Here is a 22,578-nt window from a genome sequence, read left to right on the forward strand (position 1 = left end):
GTTCTCCGCTAAAATACTTTTTAAAAAATTAAATGGCTAAAACTTTTTCGCCACGGGCGATACCAGATACCCCTGAACGAACGACTTCTAGAATGGTGTTTTCTGAAAGCGCATCAATAAAACCATCTAATTTTTCAGTTGTCCCTGCTATTTGAATGGTATAGGTTGTTGATGTCACGTCTACAATTTGCGCACGGAAAATATCCGCTGTACGCTTAATTTCAGCACGTGAAGCACCTAACGCTTTTACTTTAATCAACATCAGTTCACGCTCAATGTGTGAACCTTCTGATAAATCTACTACTTTTACAACTTCAACAAGTTTGTTGAGTTGCTTCGTAATCTGTTCAATTTTATGGTCATCACCATAAGTGGTTAACGTTAAACGTGATAACGTAGGATCTTCGGTTGGGGCAACATTCAACGTCTCAATGTTGTAGTTACGTTGACTGAATAAACCCACCAAACGAGAAAGCGCACCAGCTTCGTTTTCAACGAGTACAGAAATAATATGTCTCATTATGTACGCTCCCCTTTACCTAACCACATATCCTTCATGGACTGACCTGCGATCAACATTGGATATACATGTTCTGTGCGATCAACCATAACGTTGATGAATACACATTTATCATTAATCGCCATTGCTTCAGCAAGCTTTGACTCTAATTCATCAGCATGATCAATTTGAATACCAACATGGCCATAAGCTTCCATCAACTTGCCAAAATCAGGCAATGATTCAACATATGAGCTTGAATGACGGCCTTCGTAGTTCATATCTTGCCACTGTTTAACCATACCTAAAGCACGGTTATTCAAGCATAAGATCTTCACATTCATGCCGTATTGCTTACAAGTTGAAAGCTCTTGAATACACATTTGAATTGAAGCTTCACCCGTAATACAAACAACTTGTTGATCTGGGAAAGCAAGCTTCGCAGCCATGGCATAAGGTAAACCAACACCCATGGTGCCAAGACCACCAGAGTTGATCCATTGACGTGGACGTTTGTACTTGTAGTACAACGCACCAAACATTTGATGCTGACCAACGTCTGAAGTAATGATGGCATCACCATTCGTTACTTTATATAAAGCTTCAACAACTTGCTGAGGCTTCATTGTGCCATCAGTCGGTGTTTCAAACTTCAAGCCATGAACTTTACGCCATTCATTAATTTGATCCCACCATGCAGCAATCGCTTCAGGGTTTGGCTTAGACACATTCAATTGTTTCAACTGGGTCAACATTTCCTGAAGTACAGGCTCAACTGCCCCTACAATTGGAATGTGCGCCATAATTGTTTTTGAAATGCTTGCCGGATCAATATCAATATGAATAACTTTGGCATTTAAACAGAATTTTGCAGGATTATTAGTTACTCGGTCATCAAAACGAGCACCTACCGCAAGAATGACATCAGCATTATGCATTGTCATATTTGCTTCATAAGTACCATGCATACCTAACATACCCACGAACTGTGGATCATCACCCGGGAAGCCACCAAGGCCCATAAGCGTGTTAGTTACCGGATAACCTAATAAATGAGCGAGTTCAGTTAATAATGCTGATGCATTACCTTGAACAACACCACCACCCGTATAAATGATAGGGCGCTTTGCACTTAAAAGTTCATCAATCGCTTTACGAATTTGACCAGAGTGACCACGTGAAGGTGGTTGATAAGAACGCATCTTCACTTTTTCAGGATATTCGTATGCAAATTTTTCTGCTGGATTAGTCGCATCTTTAGGAATATCGACTACAACTGGACCAGGGCGACCACTTGATGCGATATAAAATGCTTTTTTGATAATTGCAGGAATTTCACTTGCGTGACGAACTTGGAAACTGTGTTTCACGATAGGACGTGAAATACCGACCATATCAGTTTCTTGGAAAGCGTCTTCACCAATAAGATGTGATGCAACTTGGCCAGACAAAATCACCATTGGGATTGAGTCCATATAAGCTGTTGCAATAGGAGTTACTGTATTGGTTGCGCCAGGTCCTGAAGTGACCAGTACTACACCAGTCTTACCTGTAGCACGTGAGTAAGCATCTGCCATATGACCGGCAGCTTGTTCATGACGTACGAGGTAATGATTGATTTTGTCTTGTTGAAATAGCGCATCATAAATATGTAATACAGCGCCGCCTGGATAACCAAAAACATGTTCAACGCCTTCGTCCGCAAGAGCACGAACGAGCATTTCACCACCAGATAAAAGTTCCAACGTGATTCACCCTAAATTCTTTATCACTATTTATGGAAGGCACAAATAGTGTTTCATTCATTGAATTGTCTGCACTGTTATAGCACACATATTGTCTAGTTTTCGTTGCAATAGAAAAATTTCTGTTTTTCAGCCGTATAAGCTTTTTTAACATTAATAAAGCATGTCTGGATATACATACTTTAGTAAAATCAATCTCTCGGCTAGAGAGAATGTCTATTACAAAACATGACGGTTATTCGAAGGGTGATCAAATAATCGCATATAAAACTAAAGAAAGCATTTTTGTTGTTTAATTCACTAAAGTCAAGATTAAAGGAAAGGTTTTTCCATAAAAAAAACTAGCTGACGTTTTTTTAATCTAATATCGAATCGTAAATTTGATCACCCTGCCCCATTATTTATATAAAAAACACTCTTTTTGATATAAAACCACTCATTCTAAATTGCTTATTTATGAACTTTATTTAAATATAGTCAGTATTTTTTGGGGAACATCTAACATGAACTTATCTTATTTAAAAACAAGCTTATATACAGCATTCACAACAGCGATTTTAGTTTGCTCAAGTCAGAGTCAGGCAGAGCAATATTACAAATGGGTAGATAAAAGTGGCTCGACACACTACACCACGACACCACCGCCTAAAGGCGCGAAACATTTGAACACAGTTTCGACTTATGGCACCCAGCCACCTGTAAAGAATTCGACACCAACCCCAGAACAACAAACTCAAGATAAAACAGATAAAGCCGTACCAGCAGCTAACGCTGTACAGGAAAAAAATACAACCGTAGCAGCAGCTCCATCTGCAGCACCGGCTCCATCTGCTACAGCACCACGTTAAGTAAAAGAAGAGTGGTGAATACTTTCACCACTCTTCCATGATTTAAAATAAAGAAGAATGGGTTGGGAAATTTTTATAGCTCATATTAAAAGATAAAATCGTGATCTAAAAACTGACATTTTCCTGTATTTTGCGCTATGCTGTGCAGCAATCTTTCATTTCAATTTTCGTTGTATAGCTTACGTCTATGACTATTTCTCACATTGACCCAGAATATCAAGCAAACACGATTGAACCATCAGTCCAACAAGATTGGGAAAATCGTAAAGTCTTTAAAGTTGCCGACACTGTCGAAGGTAAACATCGTTACATCCTGTCAATGTTCCCTTACCCAAGTGGCAAACTGCACATGGGTCATGTGCGTAACTATACAATTGGCGATGTAATTAGCCGTTTTTACCGTCTAAAAGGCGAAACCGTACTACAACCAATGGGTTGGGACGCATTTGGTTTACCTGCGGAAAACGCTGCAATTGCCCATAAAGTTGCTCCGGCAAAATGGACATTTGAAAACATCGCTTACATGCGTGACCAATTAAAAAAATTAGGTCTATCTGTAGATTGGGACCGTGAATTTGCAACTTGTACACCAGAGTACTACCACTGGGAACAATGGTTGTTCGTTCAACTTTATAAAAAAGGCTTAATCTACCGTAAACTTTCAACAGTAAACTGGGACCCGGTTGACCAAACAGTTTTAGCTAACGAACAAGTTGAAAATGGTCGCGGATGGCGTTCTGGTGCATTGGTTGAAAAACGCGATATTCCAATGTACTACTTCCGTATTACGGACTATGCACAAGAATTATTAGACGACCTAGACACTTTACAAGACGGCTGGCCTCAACAAGTGTTGACCATGCAACGTAACTGGATTGGTCGCTCTACTGGTATGGAAATTACTTTCCCATCTGCCAATACCGAAATTTATGCTGACGGCTTAACTGTTTATACAACACGTGCTGACACGCTGATGGGCGTGACATATGTTGCTGTTGCAGCAGAACACCCTCTTGCGCTTAAAGCTGCTGAAAACAACCCTGAATTGGCTGCATTTATTGAAGAATGCCGCATGGGTTCAGTTGCAGAAGCTGACTTGGCAACAGCCGAGAAAAAAGGCATGGCAACAGGCTTGTTTGTAAAACACCCTGTAACTGGTGAACAGCTTCCTGTCTGGATCGCAAACTACGTATTAATGTCTTATGGTTCTGGCGCAGTGATGGCTGTACCAGCACATGACGAACGTGACTTTGAATTTGCGAATAAGTTCAGCTTACCAATTAAGCAAGTGATTGATGCCAAAGGCGCTGACGATGCAGACTACTCTGCAACTGAGTGGCAAGAATGGTACGGTTCTAAAGAAGGTAAACTTGTTAACTCTGGCGAGTTTGATGGTTTAGAATTCCAAGCTGCGTTTGACGCATTCCTTGCGAAATTAGAACCACAAGGTTTAGCAAACTCTAAAGTTCAATTCCGTTTACGTGACTGGGGTGTTTCTCGTCAACGTTACTGGGGTTGTCCAATTCCAATGATTAACTGTGATACTTGTGGTCAAGTCACAGTTCCAGAAGACCAACTTCCAGTTGTATTACCAACTGACGTTGTTCCAGATGGTTCAGGTAACCCGCTTAATAAAATGCCTGAGTTCTATGAAACGAAATGTCCTTGCTGTGGTGGCGATGCACGTCGTGAAACAGATACATTGGATACATTCGTAGAGTCATCTTGGTACTACGCACGCTATGCGTCTCCAGACTTCACTGGCGGTATGGTCAAACCTGAAGCTGCTCAAAACTGGCTTCCTGTAAACCAATACATTGGTGGTGTGGAACACGCGATTCTTCACTTACTTTATGCACGTTTCTTCCACAAATTAATGCGTGATGAAGGCGTTGTACAAGGTAATGAACCATTTACTAACTTGTTAACTCAAGGCATGGTGCTTGCAGATACATTCTATCGTGAAGCGGAAAATGGCAAGAAAACTTGGTTCAACCCTGCTGACATCGAATTAGAACGTGATGAAAAAGGTCGTATTCTTTCTGCAAAATATTCAGGTGACGGTCAAGAAGTGATTATCGGCGGACAAGAGAAAATGTCTAAGTCGAAAAATAACGGTATTGACCCACAAGCAATTATTGATCAATACGGTGCAGATACCGCACGTGTATTTATGATGTTTGCTGCTCCACCAGATCAATCTTTAGAATGGTCTGATGCAGGTGTTGAAGGTGCTAACCGTTTCTTGAAACGTGTATGGCGTCTGGTAGCAAGCTTCCTTGAAAAAGGAAACGCTGCAACTGCAATCGATACAGCAAACTTGTCTAAAGATGCTCAAGATTTACGTCGTAAGACTCACGAAACGATTCAAAAAGTGAGTGATGATATTGAACGTCGTCATGCATTCAATACTGCAATTGCTGCTTTGATGGAATTGTTAAACGCAAGCAACAAGTTTGAAGCAAAAGATGACAATGATGTTGCTGTAGAACGTGAAGCAATCACCACATTGTTAACGTTACTTGCTCCATTTGCACCGCATTTAAGTCAAACTTTATTGACTCAGTTTGGTACGGACTTAACAGCAGCAATCTTCCCTGAGGTTGATGCTTCTGCATTAACACGTAATGCCCAAACGATTGTTGTACAAGTAAATGGTAAACTTCGCGGTAAACTTGAAGTTTCTGTCGATATTTCTAAAGATGACTTATTAGCTCAGGCTAAAGCATTACCAGAAGTTCAACAGTTCTTAACAGGACCAACCAAAAAAGAAATTGTGGTTCCAAACAAATTGGTTAACCTCGTGGTTTAATTACAGGTATTAATGAGAGGATCAAGCATGCACTTAGCCAAACGTTTAGCCGCTGTTGTTTTAACCTTAGGCCTTAGTGCAGGCTTAGTCGGGTGTGGTTTCCATTTAAAAGGAACTAACCCGACTGCGACTCCACTTGTTTATAAAAAGTTAAGCCTTGAGTTACCGGCAAAAACCGATGACCTAGAAACACAATTAAAAGTGTATTTAGCTGCAAATGGCGTTCAGTTCAGCAATGACAATGATGCGTATGTTCTTCATGTTTTAGAGTACACGCCGCGTCGTCAACTTCTAAATGGTAAGCTTACAGAAGTGTTATTACGCTTAACTGTGACTTTCCAAATTGAAGACCGTCAAGGTAATAAAATTACCGAGCCACGTACTTTAACTGCATCTCGTAGTTATCAATACGACTTGGCAACGGTTAACACTGAGAACCAGCAAGAAGGTTACTTACAACGTATTGTGATTGATGACATTGCACAGCAAATTACTCGTCAAATTTCAGCAAACCGCTTACCAAAAGCTCAACCATAAGATTTAATTGTTCTTAAGTAATGAAACTTGACTATTTACAAGCTCTTAAACGCATTCCGGAAGCTCGGGGTGCGTGGATTCTGCATGGACAGGAACCATTACTTGAACAAAACTTATTAGATACTTTCCGCAAAAGCTGGCAGCAGCAAGACATTGAAAGACAGCGCTATGACATTAGTAGTGTAAGTGACTGGAAAAATGTTTTTAATGCACTGAACAGCTTGTCTTTATTTTCGCAGCAACTTGCGATTGAAGTGCATGGCAATATCAAGCCTGATGCAAATGGTCTAAAACAGCTTAAAAGCTATATTCAGCACAATGAAACTAACCTGCTGTTAATTGTTTTACCTAAACAAGACAGTAGCAGTTTAAAGTCTGCTTTTTTCCAAGTTGTTGAAGCAAACGGCGTTGTGGTTGCACTAACTGCCAACTACCCGCAAGACCGTCAAAGAATTTTAACTGCCGAAGCAGACAAGCTTGAAATTCAACTCGACAATGATGCTTGGCAGTGGCTCATGCAGCATCATGAGCACAACTTACTCGCTGCTAAAAATAGCTTAATGCGTGTACGAGATACTTTCCCAGACCAAAAGCTGATTCAAATTGAACAGTTATATGCATGTCTACAAGATCAATCTCGTTACACCACTTACGATTTAAGTGATGCTTTATTAGAAGGTAATCTTGCCCAGTCGATTAAGATTTTCCAGTATTTAATTGGTTCTGGTGAACCTGAAAGCCTGATCTTATGGACATTAAGTAAAGAAATGCGTTTACTCATGCAGTTGTTTGAACAACCGCATAATGCATTGCAACTAGGAATCTGGAAAACAAAAGTTAGCTTATATCAACAAGCTTTAAGAAGACTCAATCCACAACAGTTTTTAGGCTGGTCTACTCTACTCTTGCAAATCGATGCTGCGATCAAAGGCATGTCGAATGAAAATGCCGAACATTTAATGCAACAGGCCATTGCCGAGCTTTGTGGGAAAACATTATTTATACAATAGCGCTTATAAATTGGGCGGCTGCTTTTGTTGAAATATCATAAAAATTCACGTTTTATCCTCATTTGACTCTTATACTAAGTGAAATTTTAGACTTTTCGACCTCTTGCCATGCCAAAAATAAAGCCAATTAAACTCGTTATTATTGTCGTCTGTATAGCCGTTATTGCTGCGCTAGCTTGGAAATTTTTAAAGCCTAAACAGCAGCAGCCTCAATATATTACAGCAGAGGTAACTCGCGGAGACATTGAAAATAATGTACTTGCCACAGGTACACTTGATGCAACCAAACTGATTAGTGTCGGTGCTCAGGTGTCTGGTCAGGTTAAAAAAATGTATGTACAACTTGGTGATCATGTAAAACAAGGCCAACTGATTGCACAAATTGACTCGACTACCCAAGAAAACAGTTTAAAAACATCTGATGCCAACATTAAAAACTTAGAAGCTCAGCGACTTCAACAAGTGGCATCTTTAAATGAAAAACAACTTGAGTATCGTCGTCAGCAACAAATGTATGCTCAAGATGCGACACCTCGTGCCGACTTAGAATCAGCTGAAGCTGCTTATAAAACAGCTCAGGCACAAGTTAAAGCATTAGATGCACAAATTGAGTCTGCGAAAGTTACTCGTTCAACAGCACAAACAAATATTGGCTATACACGTATTGTTGCGCCAACTGACGGTACGGTTGTTGCGATTGTGACTGAAGAAGGTCAAACCGTAAACGCAAACCAAAGTGCTCCAACGATCGTTAAAATTGCAAAACTACAAAATATGACGATTAAAGCACAGGTGAGTGAAGCCGATATTATGCGAGTAGAAAAAGGCCAACAAGTCTACTTCACTACTCTAGGCGATGAAACTAAACGCTATGCGACATTGCGTCAGATTGAACCAGCTCCAGATTCAATTTCTAGTGAGACAACAAGTACGACAAGCTCAACTACAAGTTCAGCCGTTTATTACAACGCTTTATTTGACGTTCCAAATACAGATGGCAAATTACGTATTGATATGACTGCTCAAGTTTATATCGTACTAGATTCAGCAAAGAATGCTTTACTGGTTCCATCTTCTGCTTTAAGTAATAAACAATTTTCTGGTCAGAAAAAATCTGGTCAGGCTACAGACAAAGCTGCTTCAACTCCAAGTGCGGAAAGAAAACAGACAGGTAATGGTGCTCGTTTAGAACGCTTAAATTTAACTGCTGAACAAAAACAACTGGTTGAACAAGGTAAGGCAACGCTCAGTGTAGTGCGTATTTTACAAGCAGATGGAACAACTAAACCGACTCAAATATTGATAGGTATTAACAACCGTGTAAATGCTCAAGTACTTGCCGGATTAAAACAAGGTGACCAAGTTGTCATTGCCGACAGCTCAGATACTTCTGCAGCTTCGGCCTCAAAAAATAATCGTCCCCGTGGTCCAGGTCCAATGGGAATGTAAGCATGACAAAACTAGCTCTACTCGAAATTCACAATCTTATACGTGAGTTCCCAGCTGGCGAAAGCACAATACAAATTTTAAAAGGCATTGACCTGACCATTTATGAAGGTGAACTGGTTGCCATTGTCGGTCAATCTGGTTCTGGTAAATCGACCCTCATGAATATTCTGGGTTGTTTGGACCGACCTACGAGTGGTAGTTACAAGGTTAATGGTCAAGAAACCGGTAAACTTGAACCCGACCAGTTAGCGCAGTTACGCCGTGAATATTTTGGTTTTATTTTCCAGCGTTATCATTTACTCGGTGACTTGTCAGCCGAAGGTAACGTTGAAGTTCCAGCTGTTTATGCAGGTGTTACCCCTTCCGAGCGTAAACAACGTGCAACCGCTCTACTCACTGAATTAGGGTTGGGCACAAAAACACTCAATAGACCAAGCCAACTTTCTGGTGGTCAGCAGCAACGTGTTTCTATTGCCCGTGCCCTCATGAATGGCGGTGACGTTATTCTGGCAGATGAACCAACAGGGGCACTTGACTCTCATAGTGGTGTTGAGGTGATGCGTATTTTGCGTGAACTTAATGCCGCTGGCCATACCATTATTTTGGTTACACACGATATGCAAGTTGCAAAAAATGCAACGCGTATTATTGAAATTAGTGACGGGGAAATTATTAGTGACCGTCCTAATGCTCCAGACCAATCTACAGAAGAAGTTAAATCTGACCCAGATGCAGCCCCTGCTCTACAAAACAAGCAGAAAAAAGGTAAAAGTATTTCGGCTTGGCGCTCAACTTTAGACCGCTTATCTGAAGCTTTCCAAATGGCTTTACTGTCCATGAATGCCCACCGTATGCGTACCTTCCTCACCATGTTAGGTATTATTATCGGGATTGCTTCCGTGGTAACGGTTGTCGCACTGGGGAATGGCTCGCAAAAGCAGATTTTAGAAAATATTAGCGGTCTCGGTACCAATACCATTACAGTTTTTCAGGGTAAAGGTTTTGGTGACAACTCCAAAACAGCCAGTTTTAAAACTTTGGTTCCTGCCGATGCTGATGCATTAATGACCCAGCCTTATGTAAGTGCAGTCAGCCCAATCGTCAGCACATCCAAAACCATGCGTTACCAACAAAATGAAGCTAATGCAACCATTAATGGTGTAAGTAATGACTATTTCGATGTGAAAGGTTTGATCTTTAAAGATGGACAAACTTTTGATCAACGTAGTGTACGTGATCGCTCACAGAATGTGGTTATTGATACTAATACTCAAAAACAATTCTTTAGTGATGGTACCAACCCTATCGGTCAAGTCGTATTACTCGGCAGTGTACCTGCCCGTATTATTGGCGTTGTAGAACCACAAAACAGTGCAATGGGCTCAGATAGTACTCTTAACGTATATATGCCTTATACAACCGTAATGAGCCGTATGTTGGGGCAAACCCATGTTCGCAATATTGTTGTGCGGGTTAATGACAAATATTCAACTGCTGCCGCAGAAAATGCGATTGTAAATCTATTAACCCTACGTCATGGTGCACAAGATATTTTCACCATGAACAGTGACAGTATTCGTCAAACCATTGAGAAAACAACCAGCACCATGACGCTTCTGGTCTCAGCAATTGCCGTAATTTCTCTGGTGGTTGGTGGTATCGGTGTAATGAATATTATGTTGGTTTCGGTGACTGAACGTACACAAGAAATTGGGGTACGTATGGCTGTCGGCGCTCGACAAAGTGATATTTTGCAGCAGTTCCTAATCGAAGCAATTTTAGTATGTTTAATTGGTGGTGTACTTGGCGTATTACTTTCGCTCGGCCTAGGACAACTCATTAATAAAGTAGCCGCAGGTAATTTTGTAGTGGCATATTCGACGACTTCTATTGTGGCTGCATTTGTTTGCTCAACATTAATTGGTGTCGTATTCGGTTTCTTGCCTGCCAAAAATGCCGCAAAACTCGACCCTGTTGCAGCACTATCACGAGAATAAGGAAAATTGCATGTCTTTTTCAATGACTAAACTTAGCGCAGCACTTCTCCTCACCAGTTCTCTTGTGGGTTGTGCAGCGATGGTTAAAACACCTTACCAAGCCCCTTCTGTACAGGTTCCGGGTAGCTTTCAGTACGACAATCCAACTAAAACAAAAACAGCATCAGTCGAGCAATATTCTGACCGTTGGTGGACGCTTTTTAACGATGCTCAGCTCAACCAGCTTGTAAGTAACGTGTTACAACGCAATAGCGATTTGGCTGTTGCAGGAATCACCTTAAAGCAAGCTCGTTTAAAAGCTGATTTAACTGCAAATCAACAAGGGCTTCGTGTTACAAACACGGGAATCTCAACAGGCCATTCTTTCGATTTAAATTCTGGAGATGATAATTCTAGCGGATTATCAGTTAAAGGAGGTGTAAGTTATGAGCTTGATTTGTTTGGCAAGCTTGCTCGTCAAACCGAAGCAAGCAAATGGGAAGCCTTAGCAACTGAACAAGATTTGCAGTCTACAGGGCAAAGTCTGATTGCTACTACAGCTAAACTCTACTGGCAACTCGGCTATTTAAATGAACGTTATGCAACTGCGCAGCAAAGCTTAGCCACTTCACAAAAGCTTTATCAGTTGGTTCAAACCCAATATAAAGCTGGCGCAGTTTCAGGCTTAGACCTCACACAAGCTGAACAGTCTGTTCAAAGCCAGAAAGCAAGTTTAAGTCAAATTGAACAACAGCTGGTTGAAACCCGTACAGCCATTGCAGTGTTATTGCATGAACCTGTACAACAGCTCAACATTCAAGAACCACAACGTTTACCACGTACTGCACTTCCTGCTATTGGTGCTGGTTTACCAGCGGATATTTTGTCACGTCGTCCAGACTTGCAAGCAGCCGAGCTTCGCTTACGAGAAACTCTAGCAACCAAAGATGCTACAAAAGCAAGCTACTATCCATCAATTAGCTTAACCAGTAGTTTAGGTTCAAGTAGCACGTCGTTAACGGAGTTATTACGTAACCCTGCCCTTACACTTGGGGCGAGTTTAAGCTTACCATTTTTGCAATATAACGATATGAAAAAAAATATTGCGATTAGTGACCTAGACTATGAAAAAGCGATTATTCAATATCGCCAAACGCTTTATCAAGCTTTTGCTGATGTAGAAAATGCGTTATCAAGTCGTACTGAACTCGACAAACAAGTAGAGTTTCAAGCACGTAATGTTGAACTTGCAGAAAAAACCGAACGTTTAACTGAAGTGCGTTATCGTTATGGTGCTGTTGCATTGAAAACACTTCTCGATGCTCAGCAAACTACACGTACTGCGCGCTTGAGTCTTGTTGAAACCAAGCAAAGCCAATACAACGCTTATGTTACCCTTATGCAGGCGTTAGGTGGTTCGCCTGTAAAAGAGTTGCCGCAATAACTTGCGCCCACAAAAAAAGCCGTAGTCCTTCAACTACGGCTTTTTTATGTCTGAATAAATTTTAAAACTTATTCATCATCCATCATAGATTGGCTCATACCTACAGTATTGAAACCACCATCTACATATAGAATTTCACCAGTAATACCTGAAGCCCAAGGTGAGCATAGGAATAACGCGGCATTACCTACTTCTTCAATCGTTACGTTACGCTTTAATGGTGCGACTTTTTCGTTAGCATCTAACATTTTACGGAAAGATTTAATACCAGAAGCAGCTAAAGTACGGATTGGACCTGCAGAAATCGCGTTTACACGGATACCATCAACACCTAAGCTTGATGCCAAGTAACGAACACCAGCTTCTAAAGATGCTTTCGCCATACCCATTACGTTGTAGTTAGGCATAACGCGCTCAGAACCTTGGTAAGTCAAAGTTAATAAACAACCTTGGCGAGCTTGTAATAAAGGTTTTGCAGCACGTGCCATTGCAACAAAGCTGTATGCGCTAATGTCATGAGCAATTTTAAAACCGTCACGGTCAGTCACGTCAGTGAAGTCACCGTCAAGTGTGTGTGCAGGAGCAAAGCCGATTGAGTGCACAACACCGTCTAGGCCATCCCAATGTTTTGCAAGTTCCGCAAATGCATTATCAATTTCAGCATCAACGGCAACATCACATGGAAACACAAGCTTAGAACCGAATTGCTCAGCAAACTCATCTACACGTTTTTTTAATTTTTCGTTCGGATAAGTAAATGCAAGCTCAGCACCTTCACGGTGTAATGCTTGGGCAATACCAAAAGCAATTGATAATTTACTAGCAACGCCTGCGATCAAAAAGCGCTTACCTGCTAAAAGTCCTTGTGTCATGCCGATCTCACTCAAAACAATTTTCAGCATAATGCCAATATTCAGCAGTTTTCGAAATTGCATAATGCATCTTTTTTCAAAAATCGCACGAAAAAAAATCGCCCCTATAGAGGAGCGACTTTTTATGATCTAAATTTTAGTCATCAGACAATAAGCCAATTAGACGTAAGAACGAGATATACATCCAGACTAAAGTTGCAAGCAACGCAATACCACACAACCATTCCATGAATTTTGGAGCACGGTATGCCGCATTGGTTTCAATTAAATCAAAATCTAAAATTAGGTTAAGTGAGGCAATAACTGCAACGAATGCAGCAAAACCAATTCCTAACCAGTTACTTTCAAAAATATAAGGAACGCTTGAGCCAAACGCTAAGCGCATCACCATCTGCACGATAAATACAATAAAGATCGCTAAAGATGCAGAGATGACAACTGATTTGAACTTTTCAGTAGCGCGTATAATTTGAAACTTATATAAGCCAAACATCACTAAAGTGGTTACGAAGGTTGCCAATAAAGCTTGAAGAGGAACTCCAGGGTATTTCAACTGGAAAGTAAACGAAATACCACCTAGAAATGCCCCTTCAAATAAGGCATACGGAATTGCCAATGTTGGCGCAGTTGTTGGTTTAAACGTTGTAATTAAAGCTAAAACCAAGCCACCAATTGCACCCACAATTGATGCTGCGTAAGCAATACCAACATTTGCAGTAAAGGCTGCATAGAAAAATAAAGCGACACCCACTGCGGCAGCAATGATGGTCAACATCACAGATTTTTGAATCGCACCTTGCACGGTCATCGGTTGACTATAGTCACTGACCGTTTCAACGCGAGTCAGTATCGGGTTATTACTTTGCATAAATGCTCTCTTTTTATAATAAATAAACTTAAAACATCATTTTAAGCAAAATGAATATGAAAGCCAAATTAGCCCTTGGCATTATTGTAACAATGTCCTTTAAACAATAAAAAAGGGAGCTTTAGCCCCCTTTTCATTTTTACTTGAACAACGTCATTAATCTTTACCATCAGTATTCATAATGAAAAAGTATTCACGGTAATATTTAAGTTCAGAAATTGAGTCACGAATATCATCCATTGCCAAATGCGATGCATTCTTTTTCAGGCCGCTCATAATTTCAGGGCGCCAGCGTTTTGAGAGTTCTTTGATCGTAGATACATCAAGATTACGATAGTGGAAATACTGCTCAAGCTCAGGCATTAAACGATGTAAGAAACGGCGATCCTGACAAATCGAGTTACCACACATTGGTGAAATTTTGGGATTGACCCATTTTTTTAGGAATTCTAAAGTCTGTAACTCAGCATCACGGGCGGTCAACTTACTACGACGAACTCGTTCAATTAAACCTGACTGGCCATGCTGGCGAGTGTTCCACTCATCCATTGCATTTAAAATACGATCAGGTTGATGAATAGCCAAAACCGGACCTTCGGCAAGTACATTTAAATGATCATCTGTAATAATTGTTGCGATTTCAATAATCTGGTCGTTGTCGGTATCTAAACCGGTCATTTCCAGATCAATCCAAATTAATCGTGTATTTAAAGTACTGCTCATGTATGTACGTTCTAAAATGCCGTAAAAACATCAATAGTAGCAAATTTCTTGCTTCTGCGCTGTAATTCCATACCAGCTTCGTGCTATTTTTGCGGTCTTCAAACAATGGTTTTTTTGGGATATGAATGGCTCTAATTCGTAAGCGTCGTTTAACTGAGCAACAGCAACGTCGTATTGAAAAACAGCATAAAACTCGCCAAGAAGAAGTCGATACTTCACAAGATCTAGATGGGCTGGTTGTACAGCACTATGGCCGTCAACTTGAAGTACAGGCACTTTCTGTACCCGAGCATCACCCAGAAAAACCTCAAGTTGCCGAAGGCGAACCAGAACCATTTTGGAAACCGATTGAGCTCAAAAGCGTATGGCGCTGTCATACCCGTACTAATCTTGAGTTACTTGTAACTGGTGATCGTGTTAAATGGCAGGCAGACCCTAACACAGGCTTAGGAATTATTACTGCAATTCACCCACGTACTTCATTGCTTACTCGTCCAGATCGCTATCACAAAGTAAAACCTGTGGCAGCCAATATCAGTTTAATCGTTATTGTTTTTGCTCCACTTCCAGAACCAGCACCTACTTTGATTGACCGCTACTTAGTGGCATGTGCAGATGCAAATATTCCTGCCCTTCTAGTGCTGAATAAATCAGATCTACTCACTGAAAACGATCCGATTCTCGACATGCTCAAAGAGTATGAAGATTTAGGTTATGAAAGCATGATTTGTCATTCTAAAGGTGATATTTCAACATTATCTCAACGACTTGATGGTGAAACTGTTGCTTTTGTTGGTCAGTCAGGGGTTGGTAAAAGCTCGCTTATTAATGTGCTTATTCCAGATGCCGAGCAGAAAACCAATATTATTTCTGAAAACTCTGCACTTGGTCAACACACCACGACTTCTACGCGCTTAATCAACTTTGGTAAAAATGGTGCCTTAATTGATTCGCCAGGAATTCGTGAGTTTGGGCTTTGGCATCTCGATTTAGAAAAAATTCGTATGGGTTTTCCTGAAATTGAAGCGCATTTAGGCTCATGTCAGTTCCGTAATTGCACGCATACTCATGAAAAGAACTGTGGCTTAAAACAGGCTGTTGAAGCAGGTGAAATTTTGCCACGACGCTTAGACAGCTTCTTACGTTTAATCGATGAGATTCAAGAAGCGCAGCAAAAAAACTAATTTTCTATCCCTTTTGCCCTTGAAGTGGTGATTTTGATCACCATCTATATACGCTATACTCTAGGTCAATTTTGTTTTTAATTTTTTTAGGTGACTTGTGGAACGCTGGTTAGAGTTTATGGGGAATCACCCCATTTTGTTTGGTACACTCGGAGTCTTGATCGTATTGTTCTTCATTTTTGAAGGTCAACGTAACGGTCGTAAAATTTCTCCACAGTCGCTTGGTATTTTAGTGAAAGCGAAGAATGCTATTTTAATTGACTTACGCGATAGCAAAGACTTCCGCGAAGGTCACATTAGTGGTAGCCGCAATATTCCTTATAGCCAAATTGCAAGTCATGCTGATGAATTAAAAGCAAGTGACCGTCCATTGGTATTTATTTGCAACCTAGGGCAAGTTGCTGGTAGTGCTTTACAGAAAGTCGCTCACCATGACAGCTATCGCCTCGATGGTGGTATCAGTAACTGGAAAGCTCAAGGCTTACCTCTCGTTAAAAGCAAACCAAAAGCTTAAGGAGAATTGTTATGGCAGCAAATGTCATTGTTTACTCAACTTCTGTATGCCCATATTGCGTTCGCGCGAAACAATTACTTGAGCGTAAAGGTGTTGCTTACAAAGAAGTAAATCTTTCTGTTGAAGCACCAGAAGTACGTGTTGAATTAATGCAACGTACCAACCACCGTACTGTTCCACAAATTTTTATTAATGATCAGTTTATCGGTGGTTTTGACCAACTTTATGCTTTAGAGCGTGAAGGTAAACTCGACGAATTATTGGCTTAACCTCGCATCCATATTAAGGAAAAAACAATGAGCGAAGAACAACAAGTTCAACCACAATTAGCTTTAGAACGTATTTATACAAAAGATATTTCTTTTGAGGTTCCAGGGGCACAAGTTTTTACTAAACAATGGCAACCTGAACTTAACATCAATCTTTCTTCTGCTGCAGAAAAGATTGACCCAACTCACTTTGAAGTATCTTTAAAAGTTGTGGTTGAAGCCAATAATGACAATGAAACAGCGTTCATCGTAGATGTAACTCAATCTGGTATTTTCTTAATCGATAACATCGAAGAAGATCGCTTACCTTACATTTTGGGTGCATACTGCCCGAACATTTTGTTCCCGTTCTTACGTGAAGCTGTAAATGACTTAGTCACTAAGGGTAGCTTCCCTCAATTACTTCTTACTCCTATCAATTTTGATGCAGAGTTCGAAGCAAATATGGAACGTGCTCAAGCTGCTGCCGCTGAAGGTCAAGCTTAATTTATAGCTTGCTCTAAACAAAAAAACCGCGTAATTCGCGGTTTTTTTATATCTACTGTTTCGTTTGTTAGCCATCAAGCGAATGAAGCTGAATAGAAGGAAACTGAAACCCACGACAAGACTGCTCGGAACGCCATGCGACCGTTAAAATCATGTTACCTAAGATAAAGTTTTGATAAGCAAACGTTCCAATAAGTTCATGCGAGCATAATCCACCATGATTGGTAGGATGCACTTGAGTATTTAAAGTATTTAAATCCAAACGTATACCAAGACCTGAAGCTTTTAAAACAGCTTCTTTAGTGGTCCAAACTTTAAACCAAAACTCTCTATCTTGTTCTAGAGTTTGCCATGTTGCATATTCATCAGGATGAAAGGCATGTTGTGCCAGACTATCTAAACGGACTTTACGATCCAGTTCTTCAACATCTATACCAATATCTTTAACACGTTCACTTAGCGCCAAAGCATAATATTGCTGACTATGCGAATGGTTAAAATGCAAAGTATGGTCCAATAAATAAGGTTTGCCATATTCATGTTTTGCAAATTGCAAATCTGTTGGGTTTACACTTAACTTTTGAGCTAATAACTTATTTTTAATGTGCTGTATTTGCTGCTTTTTATAATCATTAAATTTACGAAAGTCGGGAAAGTCTTGTTTCGACTTTAAAAGAAGTTGAGATAATGCCTGTGTATAAACATCTATAATATGCTCAGACATTATCTCGATCCTATTTACCAAATAAATTAAAATTTAACGATGTCGCCTTTAAGCGTTACGCCAGCCATCATTGTGCCTTTATAACAGTCATAAGTCGTCGTACTACGCGTTTCATTGGACTTAAAATAACTCACAATATTGGTCACTGCATTTGCACCTTGTGCTTTAGCATTGTTTTGCATTTGAATAAGCGCTGAACGTAAAACCCAATCACATGAAGCTTCTGCTGATTTAGCAAAACCATTAGTCTTTTTATTGGTTACCACATCTTTTTGAATGACTTTACCACCCGACTTTGTACCACTTAAATAAAATTTTACAGAGCCATCCAAAGTTCCATCTGCTACGGCACGGTCTACAGCTTCTTTAAAGTTTAAATGATGTACTTCATCAGCGGCCTGAACGGTAGCAGTAAAACCAGCACTCAGCATTGCTACCAATAAAAGTTTCTTATTTAACATTGTTGTGTTCCTTATTGTTTAACACGTTTAAAAATAAGTGAAGTATTAATCCCACCAAAAGCAAAATTGTTACTCATAATAATGTCTGCATCGAGCGCTTTAGGTTGCTGAACGATATAATCTAGATCTCCACAAAGTGGGTCAATTTCATCTAGATTTAATGTCGGAATAAAGCAATTACGGTTCATCATTTCAATACTGAGCCAAGCTTCAATAGCACCACAAGCCCCCAGCGTATGCCCAAAATAACTTTTTAATGAACTAATTGGCTTACGTCCTAAAACTTTTGCTGTCGCCTGACTTTCTGCTATATCCCCTTGATCGGTCGATGTGCCATGTGCGTTTACATAACCAATATCACTAGCCTGCAAAGATGCATCTTTAAGCGCCAGCTCCATACAACGCCCCATCATCTCAGCGTCAGGTTTAGTTACATGCTGTCCATCAGTATTGCTTCCATATCCAATAAGTTCAGCATAGATATGTGCACCACGCGCTTTGGCATGTTCGTATTCTTCTAAAATTAAACAGCCTGCACCTTCCCCAATGACTAAACCATCTCGTTTTGCATCAAATGGACGTGGTGTTTTTTCTGGTTGATCATTCATATTACTTGTGGCAAATAGAACATCAAAAACAGCCGCGCCCGCAGCACTAAGCTCTTCTGCACCACCCGCAATCATGACCAGTTGTTTGCCATATTTAATTGCTTCATAAGCTTGACCAATGGCCATAGAGCCAGAAGTACAAGCACTAGACGTAGGTAAAGTTAAGCCTTTTAAGCCAAAATATACGGTCATATTGACAGCACTTGTATGGGCCATCATACGTATATAAGTGGTTGCATTAATCTTACTCATGCTCTGATGAAGCAACATGTTTGCAAACTCACCTACAGCCTCTACGCTCCCCGCAGAAGAACCAAATGCAACGCCTGTTTCACCACTGGACAAAATTTCGTGCCCAAGTAAACCAGCATTTTGCAAAGCTGTTTCAGCACATACCACAGACATGAGCGCAACACGCCCCATACCACGGGTCACTTTACGGTTAAAGTGCTTAGGAACATGAAATGTTTCAACTGGACCACCTAGCTTAGTCCGAAGGTCAACATATTGCTCCCATTCAGGCATATAGCGGATGCCACTTTTTGCTGCATTAAATTGAGAAAAAATTTCGTCGGAAGTTTCACCTAAAGAGGTAATCCCTGCCATTCCTGTTACAACAACGCGCTTCATCAGATGAGTCCTCCATTTACAGAGATCACCTGTCGGGTTACATAAGAGGCTTCATCTGAACATAAAAATTTCACTACGCTTGCCACTTCACCGACCTGTCCCATGCGCTGTAACGGAATCATTTTAAGTGCATGTTCTTTAACTTCATCGGTGACCATTTCGGTTTCAATCAGTCCCGGTGCAACACAGTTCACGGTAATTTTTCGCTTCGCCAACTCGAGTGCCAAGGCTTTGGTCGCACCAATTAAACCTGCTTTTGCAGCGCTATAGTTCACTTGACCACGGTTACCCATAATTCCAGAAACAGAAGATAAAGTGACAATACGCCCGCCCTTGCGTAAGTGAATCATTGGCATAATGAGCGGTTTTAAAACGTTATAGAAGCCATCTAATGAGGTCGAAATCACCTCATCCCAGTCTTGATCGGTGAGTGCAGGAAAAGCACCATCATGGGTAAGCCCAGCATTGAGAACCACGCCATAAAAAGCACCATGCTGCTCGACATCTTGTTCTAAAATTTGCTGAACCGTACTGCGCTCATTTACATCAAACATTAAATAATGGCTATTTTGTCCTAATGCCTGAATCTCTTGTACGACTTGCTCGGCCTCTGCCTGACGCGAACGTGCATGTACCGTTACATCAAAACCAGCCTTTGCCAGTTGTAATGCAATCGCCTTCCCAATTCCTCGACTTGAACCCGTTACTAAAATTCGTCTTGTCACAATGTATTCCTAATTCTTTGTGGTTATTCAAATGGTGATTCTGTTGGCTCAAATACACTTAACGTTGCTTGAATGCAGTGTTCAGCATATTGAATTTCACAGGAAAATTGCCCAAGTCCTTCATGAAAATATTGTTGTTCTATTTGAATGATCAATCGAGAACCCAAGGCGAAATAAGGAATAGGTAAATGTAATTTACGTGTTCCCAATAAAAATCCGACTTTTGGTGCTTGTTTTGACTGTTGGCCTTGCCAGCCTGAGTAAGCACTAATGGTTTGCGCCATAATTTCAATACTTGCCCATGTCGGTAAACCTTCTGCTTCACAAAACATAAGCTCAGGTGTAATGGTTAGCTCAGCTTGTGCTCGCCCTTCTGCAACCTCAGTTAAATGGTCTATAAACACCATTGGTTGCTCATGAGGAATATATTGAATTGCCTCCAGTTTCATTAGGGCTTCACTCCAAAAACAAGACTAATATTACTTCCCCCAAAAGCGAAAGAATTACTCATCACATAACGGATGGGCTGTTTTAGTTCGGCATTTTGCACATAGTTTTGATCAGCTAAATCCGGATCAATCTCAACATTTCGATGCAATGGTAGCCAGCTCTGATCTTTTAAAATCTGCTCACAAATAAACGCTTCTATAGCACCCGCAGCACCAAGACAATGTCCAGTTTTATGCTTGGTACTACTTAAAGCAACTTGATAATCGCCAAAGACTTGTCGTACAGCCTTTATTTCCATGGCATCGTTTTGTGGAGTTGCAGTTCCATGAAGATTTAAATATCCAATATCTTGTGCAGATATATTTGCCATTTCCAATGCGCGCTTCATAGCGATAGCTGCACCTTTACCTTCCGGATGCGGAGCAGAAATATGCCATGCATCCATTGATTCTCCTGCGCCCATTAACATGACAGGTGTTTGTTCTTTAGTGAGCAAAAAGAAGGCTGCGGCTTCACCAATATTAATACCATCACGTCCGGCTCCACATGGCTGACAAATATCGCTAGATAAACTCTCTAGGCTATTAAATCCATTGAGTGTGAGTTGGCACAAAGTATCGACACCACCGACCAGTACTGCATCAGCTAAATCGGCTTGTAGCAAACGCTGACCCGCAGCCAATGCTTTAGCACTTGAGGAACAAGCAGTAGAGATGGTATATGCTGGCCCTTCCCAATTTAAATACTGTTGTAAGGCTTTTGCTAAACAACTCATTTCCTGACGTCGGTGAGAAATGAGTTGCTGAGTTTGTCCTTCAAAATATTGCTTAAGCAATAATTCACTATCAGAAATACCAGAAGTAGAGGTTCCAACCACAATCGCTAAACGTTTTGATGGAAACTTCTCTGTATAACTTTTTAGTTCGGTTTCAATTTTTGCTAAAGCAGTCAGAGCAAATCTTAAATTACGAGAATCGACAGACTGTAAGGCATCGGGCACACTCGAACACAATGAGTGCGTATATTGTCCCACCCAAACATTACGATCAACGATTAAATCATCACGCAAAGTTAAGGTTTGCTGCGGCTGTTGTAATGCTTGTTTGATTTGATCAGGTTCACAACCTAATGCAGATAAACCTACACTGAACTGTATGCCGACTGCCATTTGAGCAGAATTATTTATAGATGAAACGCTCATGGTGTACTGCTTTTTTGAGGCTGCAAGGTATTTTCAATCGAACTTAGCGTCATGCTATAAGGAACTTGTTGATTAAGTAACTCGATACTTCCCTGACCTTTCTTGATGTGTAATACAGGCTGTTTATCAATATAAATATCCTGATTATCAGCCTGTTGCTTCATTTCTACAACTTGTTGTCCCAAGCTTGAAAATTTTGGGTAGGTCGCAAATAAAAGATCACGTACCACAAATTCAAAAGGTAATAAGCGCATTTGGTCAATACGCTGCTCTACATGAACTCGTTGCCCATCAAACTGTAATTTAAACAGCTGTTGTCCAGTCAAGCTCAAAGCGACCATATCCAGTACAGTTCCGTGCTGTTGCTGATAAAGCAAAAAACTAAAACTTTGCTGTTTCCACTGAACTTCAACCTGATCCTGTCTTTGATAAGCTTGAGTTTTCCATAAGGGACTTTGTAAACCTTTCGCATGTGGCATCACTTGGCAGCCCGTAAAACATAGGCAACCACCAAGTAATATCATCATCCATTTGCGCTGCATG

At 40.6% G+C, this 22,578-nt stretch carries 23 protein-coding genes; 11 read left to right on the forward strand and 12 right to left on the reverse strand.

The window, feature by feature from the left end; all coding sequences use genetic code 11:
* Positions 1–28: 28 nt before the first annotated feature.
* Both ilvN and AC056_RS03290 read right to left on the reverse strand, forming a co-directional pair.
* A complete protein-coding gene (gene ilvN, locus AC056_RS03285; RefSeq protein WP_004698718.1) occupies positions 29–520 on the reverse strand; it encodes an acetolactate synthase small subunit in 492 nt (163 codons plus the stop codon).
* Positions 520–2,244 carry an acetolactate synthase 3 large subunit gene (locus tag AC056_RS03290; protein ID WP_004698721.1) on the reverse strand — a complete coding sequence of 575 codons (1,725 nt, stop codon included), beginning with the start codon at positions 2,242–2,244 and terminating at the stop codon, positions 520–522. Before AC056_RS03290 ends, ilvN begins: the two co-directional genes overlap by 1 nt.
* A 503-nt stretch (positions 2,245–2,747) precedes the next feature.
* Between AC056_RS03290 and AC056_RS03295 the strand changes: the two genes are divergently transcribed.
* From AC056_RS03295 to AC056_RS03325, 7 genes are all read left to right on the forward strand, one after another.
* Entirely contained in the window at positions 2,748–3,092 is a 345-nt protein-coding gene (locus AC056_RS03295; RefSeq protein ID WP_077162737.1) for a DUF4124 domain-containing protein, read from the forward strand.
* 187 nt (positions 3,093–3,279) lie between these two features.
* On the forward strand, positions 3,280–5,904 hold the full coding sequence (gene leuS, locus AC056_RS03300) for a leucine--tRNA ligase (RefSeq protein WP_077162738.1): 2,625 nt from the start codon (positions 3,280–3,282) through the stop codon (positions 5,902–5,904).
* Positions 5,905–5,931: 27 nt separating this feature from the next.
* Positions 5,932–6,441, forward strand: coding sequence for an LPS assembly lipoprotein LptE (gene lptE / locus AC056_RS03305; RefSeq protein WP_004698727.1), 510 nt, complete (start codon positions 5,932–5,934; stop codon positions 6,439–6,441).
* A 20-nt stretch (positions 6,442–6,461) separates the two neighbouring features.
* A complete protein-coding gene (holA, locus tag AC056_RS03310; RefSeq protein ID WP_004698728.1) occupies positions 6,462–7,451 on the forward strand; it encodes a DNA polymerase III subunit delta in 990 nt (329 codons plus the stop codon).
* A 108-nt stretch (positions 7,452–7,559) separates the two neighbouring features.
* On the forward strand, positions 7,560–8,900 hold the full coding sequence (locus tag AC056_RS03315; protein ID WP_077162739.1) for a MacA family efflux pump subunit: 1,341 nt from the start codon (positions 7,560–7,562) through the stop codon (positions 8,898–8,900).
* 2 nt (positions 8,901–8,902) lie between these two features.
* The gene (locus AC056_RS03320; RefSeq protein ID WP_077162740.1) at positions 8,903–10,897 is read left to right on the forward strand and encodes a MacB family efflux pump subunit; all 1,995 of its coding nucleotides are present in this window, start codon (positions 8,903–8,905) and stop codon (positions 10,895–10,897) included.
* Between the two features lie 22 nt (positions 10,898–10,919).
* Complete coding sequence (locus AC056_RS03325; RefSeq protein ID WP_077162857.1) at positions 10,920–12,320, forward strand: efflux transporter outer membrane subunit; 1,401 nt, start codon at positions 10,920–10,922, stop codon at positions 12,318–12,320.
* Positions 12,321–12,388: 68 nt separating this feature from the next.
* Here AC056_RS03325 and AC056_RS03330 read toward each other — a convergent pair whose 3' ends face one another.
* The 3 genes from AC056_RS03330 to orn all read right to left on the reverse strand — a co-directional run bounded on the left by AC056_RS03330 (position 12,389) and on the right by orn (position 14,783).
* The gene (locus AC056_RS03330) at positions 12,389–13,192 is read right to left on the reverse strand and encodes an enoyl-ACP reductase FabI (RefSeq protein ID WP_004698737.1); all 804 of its coding nucleotides are present in this window, start codon (positions 13,190–13,192) and stop codon (positions 12,389–12,391) included.
* Positions 13,193–13,328: 136 nt separating this feature from the next.
* Positions 13,329–14,060 carry a Bax inhibitor-1/YccA family membrane protein gene (locus AC056_RS03335; RefSeq protein ID WP_077162741.1) on the reverse strand — a complete coding sequence of 244 codons (732 nt, stop codon included), beginning with the start codon at positions 14,058–14,060 and terminating at the stop codon, positions 13,329–13,331.
* A 156-nt stretch (positions 14,061–14,216) separates the two neighbouring features.
* Positions 14,217–14,783, reverse strand: coding sequence for an oligoribonuclease (gene orn / locus AC056_RS03340; RefSeq protein ID WP_004698740.1), 567 nt, complete (start codon positions 14,781–14,783; stop codon positions 14,217–14,219).
* A 125-nt stretch (positions 14,784–14,908) separates the two neighbouring features.
* On the opposite strand from orn, the gene rsgA reads away from it, so the two are divergent.
* From rsgA to secB, 4 genes are all read left to right on the forward strand, one after another.
* On the forward strand, positions 14,909–15,967 hold the full coding sequence (gene rsgA, locus AC056_RS03345) for a ribosome small subunit-dependent GTPase A (RefSeq protein WP_004698743.1): 1,059 nt from the start codon (positions 14,909–14,911) through the stop codon (positions 15,965–15,967).
* A gap of 97 nt (positions 15,968–16,064) precedes the next feature.
* The gene (locus tag AC056_RS03350) at positions 16,065–16,481 is read left to right on the forward strand and encodes a rhodanese-like domain-containing protein (protein WP_004698745.1); all 417 of its coding nucleotides are present in this window, start codon (positions 16,065–16,067) and stop codon (positions 16,479–16,481) included.
* An 11-nt stretch (positions 16,482–16,492) separates the two neighbouring features.
* Positions 16,493–16,750, forward strand: coding sequence for a glutaredoxin 3 (gene grxC, locus AC056_RS03355; protein ID WP_002114715.1), 258 nt, complete (start codon positions 16,493–16,495; stop codon positions 16,748–16,750).
* A 27-nt stretch (positions 16,751–16,777) separates the two neighbouring features.
* Positions 16,778–17,236, forward strand: a complete 459-nt coding sequence (gene secB / locus AC056_RS03360; protein ID WP_077162742.1) for a protein-export chaperone SecB — start codon at positions 16,778–16,780, stop codon at positions 17,234–17,236.
* Positions 17,237–17,303: 67 nt separating this feature from the next.
* Here the strand turns inward: secB and AC056_RS03365 are convergent, their stop codons facing one another.
* From AC056_RS03365 to AC056_RS03395, 7 genes are read right to left on the reverse strand one after another with little or no spacing between them, the layout of a single operon-like run.
* Positions 17,304–17,960: a 4'-phosphopantetheinyl transferase family protein gene (locus AC056_RS03365; RefSeq protein WP_077162743.1), complete on the reverse strand. Its 657-nt coding sequence runs from the start codon at positions 17,958–17,960 to the stop codon at positions 17,304–17,306.
* A gap of 26 nt (positions 17,961–17,986) precedes the next feature.
* Complete coding sequence (locus tag AC056_RS03370) at positions 17,987–18,421, reverse strand: hypothetical protein (protein WP_033846462.1); 435 nt, start codon at positions 18,419–18,421, stop codon at positions 17,987–17,989.
* An 11-nt stretch (positions 18,422–18,432) separates the two neighbouring features.
* On the reverse strand, positions 18,433–19,659 hold the full coding sequence (locus AC056_RS03375; RefSeq protein WP_077162744.1) for a beta-ketoacyl-ACP synthase: 1,227 nt from the start codon (positions 19,657–19,659) through the stop codon (positions 18,433–18,435).
* Positions 19,659–20,384, reverse strand: a complete 726-nt coding sequence (locus AC056_RS03380) for a 3-ketoacyl-ACP reductase FabG2 (RefSeq protein ID WP_077162745.1) — start codon at positions 20,382–20,384, stop codon at positions 19,659–19,661. Before AC056_RS03380 ends, AC056_RS03375 begins: the two co-directional genes overlap by 1 nt.
* Positions 20,385–20,407: 23 nt before the next feature.
* Positions 20,408–20,833 (reverse strand): 3-hydroxylacyl-ACP dehydratase, encoded by a 426-nt coding sequence (locus AC056_RS03385; protein ID WP_077162746.1) that lies wholly within the window; start codon positions 20,831–20,833, stop codon positions 20,408–20,410.
* The gene (locus tag AC056_RS03390) at positions 20,833–22,035 is read right to left on the reverse strand and encodes a beta-ketoacyl-[acyl-carrier-protein] synthase family protein (RefSeq protein WP_077162747.1); all 1,203 of its coding nucleotides are present in this window, start codon (positions 22,033–22,035) and stop codon (positions 20,833–20,835) included. Before AC056_RS03390 ends, AC056_RS03385 begins: the two co-directional genes overlap by 1 nt.
* Entirely contained in the window at positions 22,032–22,577 is a 546-nt protein-coding gene (locus tag AC056_RS03395) for a DUF3261 domain-containing protein (RefSeq protein ID WP_077162748.1), read from the reverse strand. The genes AC056_RS03390 and AC056_RS03395 overlap by 4 nt, the downstream gene beginning before the upstream one ends.
* Between the last annotated feature and the right edge of the window lies 1 nt (position 22,578).

Origin of the sequence: Acinetobacter genomosp. 33YU (assembly GCF_001990725.1) — a bacterium.
GTDB lineage: Bacteria > Pseudomonadota > Gammaproteobacteria > Pseudomonadales > Moraxellaceae > Acinetobacter > Acinetobacter seifertii.

Coding starts and splice junctions, on each gene's coding strand:
- ilvN (WP_004698718.1), bottom strand. CDS start 520: ATGAGACATATTATTTCTGTACTCGTTGAAAACGAAGCTGGTGCGCTT.
- AC056_RS03295 (WP_077162737.1), top strand. CDS start 2,748: ATGAACTTATCTTATTTAAAAACAAGCTTATATACAGCATTCACAACA.
- leuS (WP_077162738.1), top strand. CDS start 3,280: ATGACTATTTCTCACATTGACCCAGAATATCAAGCAAACACGATTGAA.
- lptE (WP_004698727.1), top strand. CDS start 5,932: ATGCACTTAGCCAAACGTTTAGCCGCTGTTGTTTTAACCTTAGGCCTT.
- holA (WP_004698728.1), top strand. CDS start 6,462: ATGAAACTTGACTATTTACAAGCTCTTAAACGCATTCCGGAAGCTCGG.
- AC056_RS03315 (WP_077162739.1), top strand. CDS start 7,560: ATGCCAAAAATAAAGCCAATTAAACTCGTTATTATTGTCGTCTGTATA.
- AC056_RS03320 (WP_077162740.1), top strand. CDS start 8,903: ATGACAAAACTAGCTCTACTCGAAATTCACAATCTTATACGTGAGTTC.
- AC056_RS03325 (WP_077162857.1), top strand. CDS start 10,920: ATGACTAAACTTAGCGCAGCACTTCTCCTCACCAGTTCTCTTGTGGGT.
- AC056_RS03330 (WP_004698737.1), bottom strand. CDS start 13,192: ATGACACAAGGACTTTTAGCAGGTAAGCGCTTTTTGATCGCAGGCGTT.
- AC056_RS03335 (WP_077162741.1), bottom strand. CDS start 14,060: ATGCAAAGTAATAACCCGATACTGACTCGCGTTGAAACGGTCAGTGAC.
- orn (WP_004698740.1), bottom strand. CDS start 14,783: ATGAGCAGTACTTTAAATACACGATTAATTTGGATTGATCTGGAAATG.
- rsgA (WP_004698743.1), top strand. CDS start 14,909: ATGGCTCTAATTCGTAAGCGTCGTTTAACTGAGCAACAGCAACGTCGT.
- grxC (WP_002114715.1), top strand. CDS start 16,493: ATGGCAGCAAATGTCATTGTTTACTCAACTTCTGTATGCCCATATTGC.
- secB (WP_077162742.1), top strand. CDS start 16,778: ATGAGCGAAGAACAACAAGTTCAACCACAATTAGCTTTAGAACGTATT.
- AC056_RS03365 (WP_077162743.1), bottom strand. CDS start 17,960: ATGTCTGAGCATATTATAGATGTTTATACACAGGCATTATCTCAACTT.
- AC056_RS03370 (WP_033846462.1), bottom strand. CDS start 18,421: ATGTTAAATAAGAAACTTTTATTGGTAGCAATGCTGAGTGCTGGTTTT.
- AC056_RS03375 (WP_077162744.1), bottom strand. CDS start 19,659: ATGAAGCGCGTTGTTGTAACAGGAATGGCAGGGATTACCTCTTTAGGT.
- AC056_RS03385 (WP_077162746.1), bottom strand. CDS start 20,833: ATGAAACTGGAGGCAATTCAATATATTCCTCATGAGCAACCAATGGTG.
- AC056_RS03390 (WP_077162747.1), bottom strand. CDS start 22,035: ATGAGCGTTTCATCTATAAATAATTCTGCTCAAATGGCAGTCGGCATA.
- AC056_RS03395 (WP_077162748.1), bottom strand. CDS start 22,577: ATGCAGCGCAAATGGATGATGATATTACTTGGTGGTTGCCTATGTTTT.